Raw genomic sequence first — 16,844 nt, 5'->3', positions numbered from 1 at the left:
GAGTTTTTCACTCTTTTTCTACATGAAGTATTTGCAACAGTTCGGTTAGACGCTGGTAATCGGTAAGATATAAGTAGCCAATTAAGGTTTCTAGACTAGTAGCCTGTTGATAAATTTCCGGATTAAGTCGCTTTGGGCGTCCTGTAGCGGCGTTTCTACCCCGTCGGACAATTTCTAATTCAGTGTCTCTTAGATGAGGAATCAGCGATCGCAAATGTAGGGCTTGTGTTTCCGCTCTTACCTGCTCCACTACCAGACTATGGTAAATTCCTGACCGCTGCAATGGCAGTAGATATAACATTCTAACATACAACTCATAAATTGCATCCCCCAAATATGCTAAAGCAGTAGGAGAAATTTGTTGTACTTGTGAAAGGGAAATCTGTTGGAATGGCCCTGTGGTTACCAAGAGTGCTTCAGTCCAAGATAAACTCTGTTTAGGAGTTTCATCTTGTCCATCTAATAGTTCCTCCTGTGACTTCACAAATAAATCATTCCTTGACGGGCTACATTTGGCAGGCATTCTTCGCAAAGACTGATTTTTATGAAGTATGCCATGATAGTATACTTAGCATAATCAATACTATCAAAATTACTTCCTAATTTCATCTTTTTGCTTGAGAGTTGGCATTTTAAATCACCTTGATGTCAACGCCTATAAACCAAATTTCACCTACTTCTTGTGGTCTGTGCCTAAGATCGGGTAAAATTTTGACATCAAACTCACCCTTTGACTTGAGCGCATTGCCAGGCTTACTTAGTAAGCGACAATTTCTAACTATACAGTATCAAGTCAAGTTTACATATAGACAAATCTGCTGGCTTTGTATTTGCTAGAACTTTTTCAGACTTAATTGTTTATCCGAATATTCTAGCCAACGATTATATACTTAATAACTGGGTGTCTATATCTTTAGTTATTACTCAACTTTAAACATAATAACTCAACTGGCTTTGTGCCTCCCCCACAAGGAGAGAGGTTTTCTGCCAGAAGTTTTAAAAATTAAGCTATCCAATGTTGAATGTGGATAGCTGAATTGATCTCTCGGTTCAAGCAATCAAGATTGCTTAACGTTTTCTAGAGCGTCTTCAACTGATTTTTGCAGGGAGAGAAACTTCTCTAGGCGAACAAGCTTGACCGTTTGAGTTACACGGGCATTCGTGACAATTTGCAAAGTGCCTTCAGCAGTTTGAGCCTGCTTGGCTAGCTGCACCAGAGCACCCAAGCCAGAGCTATCAATAAAGTCAATTTGTGAGAGATCCAAAATGATGTGCTTAGGGCCCTCGTCAATCTTGCTGCCAAGTACTTTGCGAAATGTTGGTTCAGAAAAGGCATCTAACAAACCTGTGAGGCGGAATAGCTGGCAGTTATCCCGGACTTCACGAGTGCCCCTCAGGCTAACGGTTAGATTCAGTGGTTCAGCAATAATTCCCTCCTCATGAGTGAAAGTGAACGCTCAAGTATAGATGGTTTTCGAGCAAGTTGTCTACAATCTTCTGGGGCATTGGGCATTGAGGATTGGAGATTGGAAAATAGTATTTTTAATCTTATTCCCTAGTCCCTAGTTCCTATTCCCTATTTTTACCTGACCTCGGCTGCCACGGCTTGACGTGCTGTTCGCATGACTTGAACAAATTGCTCAAACAAGTAATCAGCATCGTGAGGGCCAGGACTGGCTTCTGGGTGATACTGTACGGAGAATACAGGCAGAGATTTGTGACGTACCCCGGCAATGGTGCGATCATTTAAGTTTAGGTGACTGATTTCCACAACTGCCGTAGGTAAAGAATCTGGGTCAATAGCAAAACTGTGGTTTTGGCTAGTAATTTCTACCCGTTGTTGTAAGCCCGCAGGCTGATTTAAACCACGGTGACCAAATTTGAGTTTATAGGTTTCTGCTCCTAGTGCATGACCTAAAATTTGGTGTCCCATACAAATCCCAAAGATGGGTTTTTGACTTAATAGGAGGGCTTTGGCAGTTGCAATCCCTTCGGTGACAGCAGCAGGGTCGCCAGGCCCATTAGAAAGAAACACACCATCTGGATTGTAGTTGAGGATTTCCTCTGGTGGCGTATCAGCAGGCACAACAATTACCCGACAACCATAACTTACTAAGCGACGCAAGATATTGCGTTTTACGCCAAAGTCAAGGGCAACAACAGTAAAGGGTTCCCCAAGATTTTCCGCAGCCTCAGAGTTGAATTCCCAAGCTGGAATTGTGGGATCTGACCATTCATAAGCCGTTGGGGTGGTGACTTCACGAACCAGATTCAATCCCGCCATCTTGGGAACTGCCTGTACCTGCTCTAGCAATTCCCCCTCATCAAGAATGGCTGTGGAAATACCACCGTTCATTGCTCCAAACATCCGAATTTTGCGGGTGAGGGCGCGGGTATCGATGCCGTATATCCCTGGTACTTGGTTTTGTTTAAGGTAATCAGGTAAGGATTGTGTCGATCGCCAGTTACTTGGTCGGTGACAAATATTGCGCGCGATCGCACCTCGCACTTGGGGGCCATCTGATTCCTCATCTTCAGGATTGACGCCAGTATTCCCTAATTCAGGATAGGTAAAAATGACAATCTGACCGCAGTAACTAGGATCAGTCAGTACTTCTTGGTAGCCAGTCATACCAGTGTTAAACACCACTTCTCCGATCGCGGTTCCCGTCGCACCGAAAGACCAACCGCGATAGATGGTTCCATCTGCCAGGACAAGTAAAGCTGGTATTGCGTCAGTCAGGGACATAGGCGATAAATTGGGTACGGGGGATCGGGCATTGGGCATTAAGCATTAGGCATTGGGAAAACTCTTCCCTATTGCCCATTCTCTATGCCCCATGGCCTAATGCTGCGATTGTTAATTATGCCATGAGTTGAGCAATTGGGAGTTTTTAGAATAGTTAATTAAAATTAAAAGGGAATTAAAGTAGCTGGAGTGGATTTGGCAAAGCTTGGGCAGTTAAAATTAATTATGCTTCAGTCCTTTTTATCCCGTGCAACGCTAATTTTTCTCTCAAGCGCTCTAGCGGTTTTGTGTGTTGCCTGTAGTGAAGACAAAGGGAACATTGCGACTGGTGGCAATGAGCAACCCTCGCCAATTGGGGATCTGCGATCAATACAGCCTGCCGTCGAACCAGCAACACCAACAGCTACCCCAGAAGCACAACCGCTAGAGCCATCTGAAACTGAACCAAGTCTTTTTGAGATGGGGCTAGACAAAGCCGTTGGCGCTTGGAGTATCAGCCAATCTGCTCAATCCCCAGGTGATTGGACTTTGGTGGCGAATCAGTACCAGGATGCGATCGCGCTGATGCAAAGAGTACGGCGACAAAGCCCGGAATTTGCGATCGCTCAAACCAAGATTACTGAATATCGACGCCAAATCAAATATGCCAAACTGCAAGCTAATCCTCGCCCTGTGCGTGTTGCCGAACGGAAGAGGATAGTAGTTCTTGTTCCCCACCCAGCAACCACACCAAAGTATACCTCACCTTTATCGCCTCTACAAGAAACAAAACCGTTACCACCACCACGTTTGCCCTCATCAGTAGTGCTGATTCCAGATGAAGCAGTATTTACAGCCCCGATTAAAAGGCGAATTGGTGGAACGCCAATTGTCGAAGTCACCTTCAATGGTCAGCGACAATTTGAGATGATTGTGGATACAGGAGCCAGTGGCACTGTAATCACCCAAGAGATGGCCGATGCTTTGGGTATAGTGCCAGTAGGGAGAGCTAAGGCAAACACCGCTAGTTCAAGAGCTGTAGAATTTCCTGTGGGCTACGTTAATTCGATGGCAGTTGGCGGGGTAATAGTGAATAAAGTAGCAGTAGCGATCGCAGGGGCAGAACTAGAAACTGGACTTTTAGGACATGACTTTTTTGGCAACTACGATGTTACCATCAAACGTAATGTGGTAGAATTTCGCCCGCAATTGCGATCGCAAATCAATTCCCCAGAAACTCAACTAACTGCTCCAACTTTGTCCAAGCAGCCCCACTTTGTAGGATATCCTTAGCGATTTTAATACCCTCGGCATGATCCAGCAATGTGAGCGTACCCGCTACTTGCAGCGCCAACGACGCATTTAAGGCAACTGCATCTTGTTGCGCTTGAGTTCCCTTACCTTGGAGTACCGCCTTGAGAATCACCGCATTCTCTTGGACATCCCCACCCCGAAGCATACCTATGGTAGCAGGCGTTAAATCCAAATCCAGGGGATTAATGGTAGTTAACTGCACTTCTCCATTTGATAACACCGCTAAGTCGGTTTCATCTCCTAACCCAGCCTCATCGAGTTTTTCTCGCCCGTGCAGCACAATTGCCTTTTCCTTGCCCAAATTGTTTAAGGCTTGAGCAACAGTTGCCAAAAGTTTGGGAGTAAATAACCCTACCACCTGCCCAGTTGGACGCAAGGGATTTACTAACGGCCCAAGCAAATTAAAAACTGTTCGCACTTTCAAAGTCCGCCGTAATGAGGCAACCGCCTTGAGGGCTGGATGCCAACCAGGGGCAAACAAGAAAGTGATCCCCACCTCTTGTAGTGCAGCTTGCACTTTTTCAGTAGAAGCACTCAAGTTTACACCCAAAGCTTCCAAGACATCAGCACTCCCCGTGAGACTTGAGGCTGAACGATTGCCGTGTTTTGCGACGGGTACGCCATAAGCAGCGGCGACAAATGCAACCGCTGTAGAAATATTAAAGGTTGATGATCCATCTCCACCAGTGCCACAGGTATCTATTACAGTAGCGGGGTGTTTAGCCCCTGGTAAGTGCTGAGTGCTGAGTGGGGAACATTGAGATTGTAATACTTCAGCCATGCCGGTCAACTCGTCAGCAGAAATGCCTCTAAAGTTCAGCGCTGTTAAAATAGCCCCTGATAACTCTGGGGGAACCGCTTCACTCAGCCAACCTTGCATCAATTCAGCAGCTTGAGTACGGGACAAGGATTGGCCATCTATTAATTGTTGCAGCAGGATATACCAGCTAACAGAGGATTCTTGAGCAGGGATTGGGGAAGTTGTCATAGCTAAGGTTTGTGGTGTTGTAGCTATATTGAGAGCTATGGGGTTATCCTACCTGAAAATTGGAAGCTATCAAAGTTAGAGTGAAATCTCAAGGCTTAATTGCAAAGCTGGATTAGCAAGATTCTGAACTTGTGATTTTTTTTCCAAATCAAGTTTAACTTTGTAGTTAGTAATAAATAACTCTTTTCCTTTAGCCGCACCACTCTGCTTATAGTTATTCATCCCATACTGCAATTCCCATGCTGAGATATTAGCCCATTGAAAATTCTCTCTAATTTGCGGTGAGTCGTCGTAGGTAATTAGCCAGCGATGATAGCATTGTTGCAAAAGTTCAGCAAATCTCTGATGCTCAAAAGAGGTGTGCAAGTTACCATCTTTACCATATAGCTTTGATTTGGTAGCACTAAAATATGGTGGATCTAAAAATAAAAATACATCTTTTGCTTCTAATTTTAATAAGTGGCTGTAATCCAAATTAGTAATTTGGACATTTTCTGACAGAATATATTCTAACTTTTCTAATCGTTCTATTGAAGAATCAGTAAATCTTTTATGGAAAGCTTCTTGGGAAAAGCCACCTGATTCTACAGTCCCGGAAAAAGTAATTCTGTTGAGGACAAAAAAGCGAACGGCTCTTTCTAAATCAGATAAATTATTGACATCTACCTTCGTAAATTCTGTAAAGAGTAATTTGCCCTCTGTATATTTGACTTTAATATGTCTAACTTCTTTCACTAACTGAGCTAGATCAGATTGAGCAAACTTCCAGAATAAGAATAGTTCGCGGTTTAAATCGTTAATCCAAATCTTGATATCAGGAAACTTTTGTCTTAAATAAATGAATAGAGAACCACCACCCACGAAAGGCTCTCGAAATTCAGAAAAGCTCTCTGGTAAATATTCAACTATTTGATTTATTGCTTTTGACTTACCGCCAGGATATCGCAGAGGGCTTTTGAGCATAATATTTGTGGCTGGGCGTTCAATCTCGCTCAGTGACTTAATTTTTGTAATTACTGTTGGCGAATTTTGTTTGACTTTTGCCCCTACAGATTGTGCCATAAACATTGGCAGAAAACTCATCACCAACCATAGCCAAATATTAGACAACAAGCTCTAAATTTTCACAATAATTCCTCACACTCCAGTAACCAAAACCCTGTTTGTTGAGAATATTTCTGAATAAACTCGAAGTGTAGATTACAGGAATTGGATGACTCACGTCTACCCCAATACAAAACTAATCATCGCCAAACAGACTTTTTTCCCAGCAAACACTGGCTCGGAGAGATACCAAACTTACGTTTAAAAGCAACACTAAAATGTGTGGGATTGGAGTAACCACTCATAATTGCCACTTGCAGCACTGTGCGATTTCCTTCTCTGAGCCAGCGTTTTGCTTGCTCCATGCGTCTATCTGTCAAGTAATCAAATACGGTAATACCAAAGAGTCGCTGAAAACCACGTTCAAGAGTGCGTAAGCCCTTTGTGGCTACCCGAATTCAATCAACAACTGTCCAAATTCAATCAACAACTGTCCAAATTCAATCAACGACTGCCCGAATTCAATCAACGACTGCCCGAATTTAATCAACAACTGCCCGAATTTAATCAACAACTGCCCGAATTTAATCAACGACTGCCCGAATTTAATCAACGACTGCCCAAATTCAATATAGGAACTTAGCAAATTTGCTTTTATTAAACACGAAAGCGATGGCTTTGCCAACGCCTGCCGTAGGATGCCCGAACGCAAGAGCGTCTCCTGTCTTGAGAAGGGCTGTAGGGCAAACGCAATTGAACTGATACAAAGCGTAGACGCTGACTTGGCGAGTCAAGAGACATGGCCTATTGTGTAGGAAGAATTAGTGTGATTAAAGGAAGCGATCGCCTCCTCACCCATCCACCCTAGTACCGCAAGGCGGAATTCAAAATTCAAAATTCAAACAGGTATACAGCGTAAGCGTTTTGTTGATTTGGAATGGCTGGTTTATTTACGCCGTGCTGTATTAGGGAAGATCAAAACTCCCACGAAATCGTGCCCTGCACGGTGAAAGGTTCGCCAGGATAAACACGTAAAGTATCAATAGCAGAATCAAAATAATCCACACCAAAGAGATTTCTGAAATTCACCTGTGCGCGCAACTGTCCTTGTTTATAGAAAATGGCAGCATCAGTACGGAAATAGCTCGGCAGTTCAAAGTCATTTTCTAAATCTGCCTGGCGTGAGCCTACGTAGAATAATCCCAAACCAAAGCCGAGTCCTTTGAGACTACCAGATTGAATTTCATACTTCGTCCACAAATTGAAACTATTTTTGGGTACATTGTTCAGGTAATTACCTGGTTTGTAAGTCTCGTCCTCGGTGATTACAGCATCCGTGTAAGCATAACCTGCAATCACATTCAAACCGGGTAATATTTCACCCCCAATGTTGAATTCGATACCTCGGCTGCGCTGCTCACCTGTTTGAATCGAATAATCTTGATTAATTGGGTCTTCAGTCAAGACATTGGAGCGAGTCAGATTATAGAAAGCAAGTGTTGTAGAAATTCTCTGATTCAAATCTGCCTTAATCCCGACTTCATACTGCGTGGCACGTTCTGGTTCAAAGGTGCTGCCATCAAAGCTACGTCCAATCGCTGGGGAAAACGAGCGACTGTAGCTGGCATAGAGTGAAATTGGCTGGATTGGTTGGTAAACAATACCGAAACGAGGGCTAAATGCATCTCCTGACTGGCTGCTTTCGGTGTTTGCGATTAAATCTCCATCCGTCTGTTTAAAGGCATCAAACCTTACACCCAACAGCAACTTCAGATTCTGACTCAGCGCGATCTGATCTTGGACATAAATACCAAGTGCCTCTGTTAGAGAAGAACCATTCTGAGAACCCAAACTTTCACCTAGAGATCGGTCATACACTGGGTTAAACAGGTCAATGGGTGCTGCACTCCTATCGTTAAATAAATATTTAGAATCATATCTACTCAGGTCAAATCCAAACAACAACTGATGCTGAATGGAGCCAGTTGAGAATTTGCCAACGATGTCTGTTAACAGATTGTAAGCTTCGTCATTAAACTGTCCTTCACCAAATACTCGATTTAGTATTCGGTTATCCACGAGAGGAGTACCATCACGTAGAAAAGCACTGGTTTCAAAATGATAAAATATTGCCCGAAAAGCGTTTTTTAATGACCAGTTGTCACTGAATTTGTGTTCTAAACTATATCCAATTCTACCAATGTCTTCATGAACGTAATTGTCATTCCTGTCAGGTCCACTCGTGTTCAGGTTGCGTGGTATTTTTCCATTTGGGTTAGGTAGTACAGTGCCGAAGGCTGGTAGCCACAATCGATTGGTGTCTGCACTGATATACTCTCCTTCCAAACTTAGTTTTGTTCGCTCACTAATTGCAAAACTAAAAACTGGGGCAATCAGTAGATTTTTATCATGAGCAAAATCGATAAAACTGCCTGCATCTTTATAAGACACATTCAGTCGATACAGCGCTCTTTTGTCATCGTTTAAAGGCCCAGACAGATCCACAGCGCCCCGATAATAGCTGTAACTTCCAACCGTTGCTTCAAGGGCATAGTAAGGAGTGTCGAGGGGCTGCTTGGTAATCAAGTTGGCTGTGCCACCGGGGCTACCATTACCAAACAAAGCTGAAGCCGGACCCTTGAGAACTTCCACTCGCTCTATATTGGACAGTTCCAGTGAGCGATCGCCCAGAGGATCTGCCAGACCATTCCTGAGCGTAATCCCACTATCAAAGCCCCGAACGGTAAATCCACTTGATTCGCTATTGCCAGGTGGTCCAGATGATGAAACCACACCGGGAACATTTCTTAAAGCATCGTCCAAGCGGGTGGCTTGTTGATCGCGGAGTACCTGTTGGGGTACAACTTGAATTGATTGCGGGATGTCGCGCAAGGGTGTATCGGTTTTGGTCGCAGTGGTCGCATCTGGTACGCTGTATCCATCTTGTTCTCCTGTAACCACCAACTCAATTGGCTGATCATCCGGTGCTGATGGTTGCTTCGGCTGAGTTTGGTTTGTTGGCTGCTCTAGTTGAGGTTTTGGTTGTGTTTGGCGTGGCTGCTGTGCAGTAGATGCAGCAGTTGTCAACCCGAAAATCAAACCTTCATCACTGTCAAATAACTCGACTGTTGGTGAGCTTGCCTCCCCTATAACTGTCACCCGGATAGTATTGGCATCAAAGTTATTGACTGTTATTTCAGTAATTCCCGCAAGTGGTTTAGAGGAACGGAATGTAAATGCCTCACCTGAAGGTAAGCGCAGCTGGGCATTGGGAATATCAGCAATAAAACTATTACCAGCACTACGATTAGTAACTTGTAACTGTTGCCCTTTAGTGGTTTGTAGAATCACCTCCACACCTAGTGCGGTGGGATTTGCCTTCACTTGCGTCACTTGCACAATTTCTGATGAAGGTGTTGCTTGTGGGGTTGACGATTGAGAAAACAACCCACTAACATTTGTGGCTGGGCGTGAAATCTCACTCAGTGACTTAATTTTTGTAATTACTGTTGGCGAATTTTGTTTCACTTCCGCCCGTACAGATTGTGCCATAAACATTGGCAGAAAACTCATCACCAACCATAGCCAAATAATAGACGACAACCGTTGAATCCTCACAATAATTCCCCACACTCCAGTAACCAAAACCCTCTTTGTTGAGAAAGCTTCTGAATAAACTCGAAATGTAGATTACAGGAATTGGATGACTCACGTCTACCCCAATACAGAACTAATCATCGCCAAACAGACTTTTCTCCCAATAAACACTGACTTGGAGAAATACCAAACTGACGTTTAAAAGCAGCACTAAAGTGTGTGGGATTGGAGTAACCAGTCATAATTGCCACTTCTAGAACTGTGCGATTTCCTTCTTGGAGCCAGCGTTTTGCTCGTTCCATGCGTTTATCTGTCAAGTAACCAAATACGGTAGTACCAAAGAGTTTCTGAAAACCACGTTGGAGGGTGCGATCGCTTACTCCTACAAGTTGTGCTAATTCTAATAATGATGGTGGATTTTCTAGGCGGGAGAGTAAAATTTCTCTTGCTTGGTATATGCGCTCAACAGTTCCGGTTCTAAATCGCGGTTGTGGTTGCAGTCCACCTTGTTCAGTTAAGAAGGGGGCAAGTTGCAGCGACATCAACTCTAGTACCTTCGCCTGTAAATACAAACGCTTAGTCATCCCGTGGTAGGGACAGTTGACTATTTGCTGTGCCACTGTCTGTATTGCTGTTGTAGTTTTTGGGTAGAGCAATGTCTGCCACTCGTTACCTTTTACCAAAAAACGTAGTTGCGGTGGAATTTCTCCGTCCCCTGTTGGGAAAAAGGTTGCCAATAACTCAACAGGCATACTGAAGCCAATACCCACCTGCGCTTGAGAATTCAAAAAAGTCATATTTCGTTGAATGCCGCCACCTGAAATAAGTGTGTATCCTTCTCCTAATTGCCCTCCAAATTCATCTATAGTTGTTCCTGAAATACTAACAGCAAATTCCAAAGGGTGAACGCATTCACAGCCTGGTTCCAGTATGTCATCGTAGTATTCGTAGTTACTAATCCCCAGCCACACTTGGGGATGCACTTCTATGCTTCGGCTATATCCTTTGCCCAGTTGCCTGGGTACTTGAGAATAGGATTCAAATGGCTCTGACGAGTTTTGCTGGCTATTTTGTCTAGCTTCTGCCCAAAAGTCTCTTTCCTGTTCCAACGTTAGGGTAATGGTCATAGTTAATGATAATGATAAAGTTTATCATTAATTATAGGTTAGTATGGCGTTAGCAGAGCTTACGGTCGGTATCGCCCAAATTTTTTCTTAATTCATTCTTTATAACTGGCGATCGCATAGCGTCTCCAAAGGAGAATCGCAAAACCCCATCACTAGCTGTTATTAACATTGCAGACAAATAAAGTAGATAAAAGCTTAGTTAATAAACATTTTTTAGATGTAATACCACACTTCAAGTTACGATAAATCTCACTTATTGAGAGCATCTACACCCCGATGGCAAAACCTGCCGATGTCAGTACCAAAAAATTAATCAGTCTTGCACCCGACAACTGGGTAAGATGGGTAACCCAGATTCCTAATCTTGTTGCTGGGGAAATTCTCACCAGTGAATTTCAGTGGATTAGCCGAGAAAGTGATGTATTAATCCGTGTCACAAGTCCCCAAAACGGAGAATTTCTGCTTCTCAACGAATTGCAATTACGCTATCAATCCAAAATGCCACGTCGGATGCGTGCATACGCTGCACTTGCAGAAGAAAAATATAACTTGCCAACATACCCCGTTCTCATCAACATTCTTAAAACTGGTAACAACGAAATACCCACAAGCTTTACATCAAATATTGCAGGATTACGGGCAATACAAGATTATCGGGTAATTAACCTGTGGGAAGTCGATGTTAACATTGCTTTTGAACAACCTTTACCTTCCTTACTGCCGTTTGTACCCATTCTTAAAGGTGGTGAAAATGAATCTACTATTAGAGAAGCATTGCAAATTCTCCGTGCTGATGAACAACTAAGCCAACTGGAAACGGTCTTAGCTTTTTCTGCTACGTTTGTTTTAGAGAGTGCCCTAATTCAAGAAATCATGAGGTGGGATATGACTGTATTACGTGAGTCGCCTTGGTATCAGGAAATTTTACGTGAAGGAGAAGCACGCGGAGAAGCACGCGGGGAAGCACGCGGGGAAGCACGCGGGGAAGCACGCGGAGAAGCACGCGGGGAAGCACGCGGAGAAGCACGCGGGGAACTGCGAGGAATACTTTCTAGTATTGAAATTAATTTAGAGTTGAAATTCGGTGATAACGGGTTACAGTTAATGCCACAAATTAACCAAATTAATGATTTAGAGCGTTTGAAGACAATTTTACGGAATGTTGTAACTACAAATAATATTGAGGAATTGCAACAGGTTTTGTAATTTGAGACAGATAGTCATTCATTGCCTAAATAAGCCTCAATCACCGCCGGATTATTTCTGACTACAGATGGTTCACCCAAAGCAATTAATTGACCGAAATCTAATACCGCAATGCGATCGCACAAACCCATAACCAAAGGTACATGGTGTTCAATCAGGATGATCGTCAAATTGAAGCGATCGCGCAGGTTGCGAATAAATGCACTGAGTTGCTGCTTTTCGTTGGGGTTCATTCCCGCCGCCGGTTCATCAAGAAGTAAAATTTGCGGTTCTAATGCTAAAGCACGGGCAATTTCTAGCCGACGCTGATCACCGTAGGCAAAATTTTTGGCTTTTTCGTCAGCGCGATCGCTCAAGCCAATCATATCCAATAAATCTAAAGCTTTTTGCTTAGTTCTAAGTTCTTCACTAGGCGCTGGTGGTAATCCCAAAACTCCTGTAATCATATTACTTTTAGTGTGTAAGTGTCGGGCAATGATCACATTTTCTAATGCCGATAATTCCCCAAACAAGCGGATATTTTGGAAGGTACGGGCGATACCTAAAGCAGCAATATGATGAGGACGCAGTTGGGAAATTTCTCCACCTTGATAAATTAATTGACCGCTAGAAGGTGGAATGAAAGCAGTAATCAAATTAAACAGTGTTGTTTTGCCAGCACCATTAGGGCCAATCAGTCCAAAAATCTCATATTTATTTACACTAAAAGATACATTATTAACTGCTACTAGACCACCGAAGCGACGAGTCAATGCTCGTGCTTCTAAGACAATACTGCTGTTAGCTGCTGGAGTACTATGTGACATTTTTGCATATTATTATGAATAGTTCACTTTGGGATTTTGCGTCTTTGAAAAATATCTGGAGTAATTAGCCCTTGGGGGAAAAATATTGTACCTATTACTATTAGTAAGCCAAAAATAATTAATCTCCCATCGCGCAAAAATTGTGCTAACCAATTAGGTAAACCACCAGTATCAGCTAGGCTTCGCAGAATCTCTGGTAAGGCTGTAAATACTATACCTCCGACTACCGGCCCTAAAAAAGTTCTCGAACCACCAATCAAAACAAAAGTTAAATATATAATACTGGCATCAAAAGTACCTTGACGAGCATTCCAAGTATTCAGAAAGTGGGCGCTAATTGCACCTACAACCCCTGCAAGCATAGCCCCTAGTGTAAATGCCAAAACTTTGTAATAAGTGGGATTGATTCCCATTGCACCCGCTGCTAATTCATCTTCACGGATAGCTATAAATGCCCTTCCTACTCGGATGCGTTCTAAACGGTAAAGTAACACCATACTAATTAATAGTAAGGGCAAAACAATCCATAAATATTCAAGTTGTGTTTGGAAAGGTTGAGGAATGCCAAAAATACCGACAGCACCGCCTGTAATATCCAGATTGAGAGAGATGACGCGCAGAACTTCTACAAAAGCAATAGTAGCGATCGCTAAATAAATTCCTCGTAACCTCAACGCTGGAATTCCCACTAATACACCCAATAAACCAGAAATTACACCAGTAATTAACATCTCCAATAACAATAATGGAATGGGATATAAACTACTACTAGATGTCAAAACTTTTGTGGAGAGAATTGCTGCAATATACCCACCTAAAGCATAAAATCCTGGACTAGCTAAAGACAATTGCCCTGTCATTATCGGTAAGTAAAGTGATAATCCTAGTAGCGCCCCCAATACCATAGAGACAATTAAAGAACCGTAAGTAGTGAAAAAATCAGCCATTTTTTAAGTTATAAGTTATGAGTTATGAGTTATGAGTTATGAGTTGGGATTTAAGAGGATTTAAACTCACAATTCCTAACTATTAACTCCTAACTTCCTCTTACTACACTTTCTGAATAAACCGCCGTCCTAGTAAACCTTGGGGTCTAACTAATAGCATAATAAACAAAATCCCAAAGGCTACTGCGTCTTTATATCCAGAGAGTTCAGCAGGAACAAACGCCTCCACTAATCCAATTACCAAGCCTCCCAACACTGCACCAGGAATACTACCCAAACCACCTAAGACAATTACCGCTAAACCCCGCAAACCAAAAGCAATGCCGAAATATGGCCCAGCAATACTAACACTAGAGGCGACTAAAGTTCCTGCTAATCCTGCTAAAAAACTGCTGATGAAGAATGTTAGGATGATAAAGCGATCGCTATTAATTCCTAACAAACTAGCTGTCGTTGGATCTTCTGCGATCGCCTGCATTGCCTTACCATATTTAGTTCGATTGATAAAATAGGTAAGAATTGCCACAATCACAACTGATACAGTAAAAATTACCACCTGAACACTGCGAATAGGAATTGGGTTTTCTGAACTACCAAAGTTAATAGCAGGCGGCAAATTTCCGTAAGTATTTGCGGGGTATGTGTAACTTTCTGCGCCTACTAAATACTGGATTAAATTCACAATTACCACTGCTACCCCTAAACTGGAAACAACAGTTAGTAAAGAGTCAGATCCTTGACGGCGCAAAGGTTGAAAAGCAACACGTTCCATCAATACCCCTACCAATCCTGCCAAGGTACTTCCTAAAATCAAGGATATAGCAAATGGTAATTTTATTGGCAAGGCTGCATTAGCTAACAAGCCGTTAAATCCAAAGTTACCACCCATGAGTGCATAAGTGAAATATGCACCCATGGTAAAAATTGCACCATGAGCTAAATTAATGATGCCCAAAATAGAATAAACCAAGGTATATCCTAAGGCAAAAATTGCATAGACACTGCCGATGGATAAACCATTTAATAATTGCTGTAAAAATAGATTTATATTCATGTAGCAACTATTTGAGGAATATGAATTTACCTTGACTTCCGTCTTTTGCCATTTTTATTTGGGCAACATAGAAATCTTTTTGAACAACTTCACCTAGAGGAGTAAAACCAATTTCACCCAGTGGTGTATTGTATCTTCCAACAAGTATCTGTTTGTTTAATTGCGTCCGCAATTCTGGTAGCTGTAATTTGTTAACCTTGCTGTTTTTATCTAAAGCTTGGAGTGCTTCGACATAAACCTGTACTGCTGCAAAAGCTTGAGCGCTAAATTGGGGTGGCTCTTTTTTATATTCGTCAGTATAGGCTTTATGAAATGCTGCGTTAATTTCACCTGGATGTTCTGGACTGTAGGCTTGAGCAATCAATACACCATCACAAAGTGCCTTACAAACTGTCAATAGATTCGATGTATTTAGACCATTTCCACCAACAATTAAGCCTTTATAACCCAGTTCCCGCAATTGTCGCACTAAATTACCACCATCAGCAGCTAAACCAGAAATAATGATTAAATCTGGTTTTAGATTAATTGCATTGGTAGCTTGGCTTTGAAAATCTGTATCACTTGTTTGGAACTTTTGGACTGTTACCAATTCCAGCCCTTGATCCTTAACTGTTTGCTGAAAAATTTCTGTTTCTGACTTGCTAAATGCATCATTTTGAGCATAGAAAACTGCGACTTTTTTCAGTTGAGGGTTTTGCTTAAGTGCAGCTTTCACCGAATTAGGCGCGACGATGGAAACTGGTGCAGAAACACGAGCAATGTAATCTCCAATTTCGGGAATGTTTTTAGCCGTATTCGATGGCCCAAGAATTGGTATTTTTGCCCGTTCGCCAATAGGATCAGCACTAAAAGCTTGCTGTGACAAAGTTGGTCCCACAATCCCAATAACTTTATCTTTGTTAATTAAAGTTTGAAAAGCGTTAATTGCCCCTGCTTCATCACCGCTAGTATCTTGAAACACTAATTTAATTGGAGTGCCATTAACACCACCTTTACTATTGAAATACTTCTCGGCAAGTTTGGCTCCAGCAACTTGCTCTTGACCTAGTAATGCTACATTGCTAGTTTGGGCAACAGCAATACCGATGGGAATAGCACCTGACAATGTACCCGTTGTTGCTGCTGTATTGGTTGCAGTGTTATTTGGGGTACTATTTGGACTATTATTTGGAGAATTTGTCACAGTGCTAGTGCCACCACCACAGCCTGTTAGTAGCAAAGCGCAAGTTGATAATAATGCTGTTGTCCGAGCGATCGCGTTGTTCATCGTTAAATAATCATGTAGTTATTAGATATTCCGCAAAAGCTAATAGTAAATTTCATAATCTGCAAACAAAATGACGCAGATTCACACTTTTGCACGAATTCTATTAAATCATTCTTATTTGACCATGCAAAGCCAAATTTTCAAAGTGTTTGTCAATACAAATTATAATTGGCTAAGATTTTCTGAATCCAGATTTACTCAGGTAAAACTTATTAAGTCTTTTTTTCACTACCAGTTAATCCCTTAGGTTCGTAGTAACGGCAAATGTTACATGGGCCGTCGGGATTGACAGCACAGCGGATATAGCCAGATCGGGCATTAAATTTGCAGCTGATATCGCCAATCAGATAACCCACCCCTTCTAAATAATAGCGATCGCCTTCAACAGGTCTAATGTTGTGGCGTCCCTGCACCATTGGAAAATTCATCGCTGCTTGCCTCATCCGTAAGCGCGATCGCACAAAGTTTTTGCGGATCATCCACAGGGAAAACAGGGACGGTAAAAAACCAACGGCAATCACTAAAAGTGTCTTTAACACCTTTTTTTACCTCTTCTGTGCGCTGATTGATTATCCCTGATGTTGCACCTGGTTTTACGGAAGTGCAAATATTAGGGCAGCTTTGCCTATTTGCAACCAACTGTGGTTGCAATTAGCAATGGCAGTGTGGTATTCAGCAATTTTGATGAAGAAGTTCCTTCTGCCACTTTAATCAGCATAACTGTTAAATCTCATGGGTCAGCTGTCGTTGAATGTTGATAATT

General features: G+C 42.4%; 16 protein-coding genes. 2 read left to right on the top strand and 14 right to left on the bottom strand.

Going from position 1 to position 16,844, the window contains the following annotated elements:
- Positions 1–7: 7 nt before the first annotated feature.
- The 3 genes from V7K46_RS29510 to carA form a co-directional block, all read right to left on the bottom strand.
- Entirely contained in the window at positions 8–484 is a 477-nt protein-coding gene (locus V7K46_RS29510; protein ID WP_335119601.1) for a Mini-ribonuclease 3, read from the bottom strand.
- A 574-nt stretch (positions 485–1,058) separates the two neighbouring features.
- On the bottom strand, positions 1,059–1,430 hold the full coding sequence (locus tag V7K46_RS29505) for an STAS domain-containing protein (RefSeq protein ID WP_273769590.1): 372 nt from the start codon (positions 1,428–1,430) through the stop codon (positions 1,059–1,061).
- Between the two features lie 152 nt (positions 1,431–1,582).
- A complete protein-coding gene (carA, locus tag V7K46_RS29500; RefSeq protein WP_335119598.1) occupies positions 1,583–2,749 on the bottom strand; it encodes a glutamine-hydrolyzing carbamoyl-phosphate synthase small subunit in 1,167 nt (388 codons plus the stop codon).
- Between the two features lie 225 nt (positions 2,750–2,974).
- On the opposite strand from carA, the gene V7K46_RS29495 reads away from it, so the two are divergent.
- Complete coding sequence (locus V7K46_RS29495; RefSeq protein WP_335119596.1) at positions 2,975–4,021, top strand: retropepsin-like aspartic protease family protein; 1,047 nt, start codon at positions 2,975–2,977, stop codon at positions 4,019–4,021.
- Here V7K46_RS29495 and trpD read toward each other — a convergent pair.
- The 6 genes from trpD to V7K46_RS29465 all read right to left on the bottom strand — a co-directional run bounded on the left by trpD (position 3,951) and on the right by V7K46_RS29465 (position 10,798).
- On the bottom strand, positions 3,951–5,030 hold the full coding sequence (trpD, locus tag V7K46_RS29490; RefSeq protein WP_335119594.1) for an anthranilate phosphoribosyltransferase: 1,080 nt from the start codon (positions 5,028–5,030) through the stop codon (positions 3,951–3,953). The genes V7K46_RS29495 and trpD overlap by 71 nt on opposite strands.
- Positions 5,031–5,105: 75 nt before the next feature.
- A complete protein-coding gene (locus tag V7K46_RS29485) occupies positions 5,106–5,993 on the bottom strand; it encodes a DNA adenine methylase (RefSeq protein ID WP_335119693.1) in 888 nt (295 codons plus the stop codon).
- A gap of 281 nt (positions 5,994–6,274) precedes the next feature.
- Positions 6,275–6,532, bottom strand: coding sequence for a helix-turn-helix transcriptional regulator (locus V7K46_RS29480; RefSeq protein ID WP_335119691.1), 258 nt, complete (start codon positions 6,530–6,532; stop codon positions 6,275–6,277).
- Complete coding sequence (locus V7K46_RS29475) at positions 6,523–6,786, bottom strand: hypothetical protein (RefSeq protein WP_335119592.1); 264 nt, start codon at positions 6,784–6,786, stop codon at positions 6,523–6,525. The genes V7K46_RS29480 and V7K46_RS29475 overlap by 10 nt, the downstream gene beginning before the upstream one ends.
- A gap of 263 nt (positions 6,787–7,049) precedes the next feature.
- Positions 7,050–9,647, bottom strand: coding sequence for a TonB-dependent siderophore receptor (locus tag V7K46_RS29470; RefSeq protein WP_442939887.1), 2,598 nt, complete (start codon positions 9,645–9,647; stop codon positions 7,050–7,052).
- Between the two features lie 161 nt (positions 9,648–9,808).
- Positions 9,809–10,798: an AraC family transcriptional regulator gene (locus tag V7K46_RS29465; RefSeq protein ID WP_335119587.1), complete on the bottom strand. Its 990-nt coding sequence runs from the start codon at positions 10,796–10,798 to the stop codon at positions 9,809–9,811.
- Positions 10,799–11,074: 276 nt separating this feature from the next.
- On the opposite strand from V7K46_RS29465, the gene V7K46_RS29460 reads away from it, so the two are divergent.
- A complete protein-coding gene (locus V7K46_RS29460; RefSeq protein ID WP_335119585.1) occupies positions 11,075–12,004 on the top strand; it encodes an Rpn family recombination-promoting nuclease/putative transposase in 930 nt (309 codons plus the stop codon).
- A gap of 14 nt (positions 12,005–12,018) precedes the next feature.
- On the opposite strand, the gene V7K46_RS29455 is transcribed toward V7K46_RS29460, so the two are convergent.
- The 5 genes from V7K46_RS29455 to V7K46_RS29435 all read right to left on the bottom strand — a co-directional run bounded on the left by V7K46_RS29455 (position 12,019) and on the right by V7K46_RS29435 (position 16,620).
- On the bottom strand, positions 12,019–12,810 hold the full coding sequence (locus V7K46_RS29455) for an ABC transporter ATP-binding protein (protein WP_335119583.1): 792 nt from the start codon (positions 12,808–12,810) through the stop codon (positions 12,019–12,021).
- A 23-nt stretch (positions 12,811–12,833) separates the two neighbouring features.
- The gene (locus tag V7K46_RS29450) at positions 12,834–13,757 is read right to left on the bottom strand and encodes a branched-chain amino acid ABC transporter permease (protein ID WP_335119581.1); all 924 of its coding nucleotides are present in this window, start codon (positions 13,755–13,757) and stop codon (positions 12,834–12,836) included.
- A 103-nt stretch (positions 13,758–13,860) separates the two neighbouring features.
- Complete coding sequence (locus V7K46_RS29445) at positions 13,861–14,811, bottom strand: branched-chain amino acid ABC transporter permease (protein ID WP_335119578.1); 951 nt, start codon at positions 14,809–14,811, stop codon at positions 13,861–13,863.
- Positions 14,812–14,818: 7 nt separating this feature from the next.
- On the bottom strand, positions 14,819–16,081 hold the full coding sequence (locus V7K46_RS29440) for an ABC transporter substrate-binding protein (RefSeq protein WP_335119576.1): 1,263 nt from the start codon (positions 16,079–16,081) through the stop codon (positions 14,819–14,821).
- 212 nt (positions 16,082–16,293) lie between these two features.
- Positions 16,294–16,620 carry a DUF6464 family protein gene (locus V7K46_RS29435; protein WP_335119574.1) on the bottom strand — a complete coding sequence of 109 codons (327 nt, stop codon included), beginning with the start codon at positions 16,618–16,620 and terminating at the stop codon, positions 16,294–16,296.
- Between the last annotated feature and the right edge of the window lie 224 nt (positions 16,621–16,844).

Origin of the sequence: Nostoc sp. (assembly GCF_036917395.1) — a bacterium.
GTDB lineage: Bacteria > Cyanobacteriota > Cyanobacteriia > Cyanobacteriales > Nostocaceae > Nostoc.
Note: the sequence above shows the minus strand (reverse complement) of the source record. Positions and strands in the feature narration are given on the sequence as shown.

Bases quoted from the DNA above. Each gene is read 5' to 3' on its own strand.
- carA (WP_335119598.1), bottom strand. From the start codon at position 2,749: ATGTCCCTGACTGACGCAATACCAGCTTTACTTGTCCTGGCAGATGGA.
- V7K46_RS29495 (WP_335119596.1), top strand. From the start codon at position 2,975: ATGCTTCAGTCCTTTTTATCCCGTGCAACGCTAATTTTTCTCTCAAGC.
- trpD (WP_335119594.1), bottom strand. From the start codon at position 5,030: ATGACAACTTCCCCAATCCCTGCTCAAGAATCCTCTGTTAGCTGGTAT.
- V7K46_RS29485 (WP_335119693.1), bottom strand. From the start codon at position 5,993: ATGCTCAAAAGCCCTCTGCGATATCCTGGCGGTAAGTCAAAAGCAATA.
- V7K46_RS29470 (WP_442939887.1), bottom strand. From the start codon at position 9,647: ATGAGTTTTCTGCCAATGTTTATGGCACAATCTGTACGGGCGGAAGTG.
- V7K46_RS29465 (WP_335119587.1), bottom strand. From the start codon at position 10,798: ATGACCATTACCCTAACGTTGGAACAGGAAAGAGACTTTTGGGCAGAA.
- V7K46_RS29460 (WP_335119585.1), top strand. From the start codon at position 11,075: ATGGCAAAACCTGCCGATGTCAGTACCAAAAAATTAATCAGTCTTGCA.
- V7K46_RS29455 (WP_335119583.1), bottom strand. From the start codon at position 12,810: ATGTCACATAGTACTCCAGCAGCTAACAGCAGTATTGTCTTAGAAGCA.
- V7K46_RS29450 (WP_335119581.1), bottom strand. From the start codon at position 13,757: ATGGCTGATTTTTTCACTACTTACGGTTCTTTAATTGTCTCTATGGTA.
- V7K46_RS29445 (WP_335119578.1), bottom strand. From the start codon at position 14,811: ATGAATATAAATCTATTTTTACAGCAATTATTAAATGGTTTATCCATC.
- V7K46_RS29440 (WP_335119576.1), bottom strand. From the start codon at position 16,081: ATGAACAACGCGATCGCTCGGACAACAGCATTATTATCAACTTGCGCT.